The sequence below is a fragment of the Neisseria sp. P0001.S005 genome, from assembly GCF_051963715.1.
Genome location: NZ_JBQCTZ010000578.1, coordinates 1 through 482, shown reverse-complemented (window position 1 = coordinate 482; position 482 = coordinate 1). Strand labels below are relative to the sequence as shown.

1 protein-coding gene is annotated in these 482 nt (G+C 46.1%); it reads left to right on the top strand.

Going from position 1 to position 482, the window contains the following annotated elements; all coding sequences use genetic code 11:
• The coding region (locus ACTHSP_RS21780; RefSeq protein ID WP_440346453.1) for a YbaB/EbfC family nucleoid-associated protein at positions 1–309 on the top strand (309 nt) is incomplete at its 5' end.
• Positions 310–482 lie beyond the last annotated feature (173 nt).

Here is a 482-nt window from a genome sequence, read left to right as displayed (position 1 = left end):
CTGATGAAACAGGCTCAACAAATGCAGGAAAACATGAAAAAGGCACAAGCCAAGCTGGCTGAAACCGAAGTTGAAGGTGAAGCAGGCAATGGTTTGGTGAAAGTTGTGATGACGTGTTCGCATGTTGTCCGCAAACTTGAAATCAGCCCTGATTTGATTCAAGAAGCCGCTGACGACAAAGAAATGTTGGAAGATTTGGTATTGGCCGCTATCAATGCCGCTTCTGAAAAAGCCGAAGAAACCACCAACAAAACCATGGGTGCGTTTACCCAAGGCCTGCCGGCAGGCATGGGCGACTTCTTCCGCTAAACCCGCGCCGCAAAGCAAACAAAGGTCGTCTGAAACACTAAAAATCAGTTTCAGACGGCCTTTGGATTATCTGTTCTGCAGATTGAAATCAACATATCGAGACCTTTGCAAAATTCCTTTCCTTCCAACAGCCGAAATCCAAACAAGGGTTTTCAGCTGTTTTCTCCTCCAAT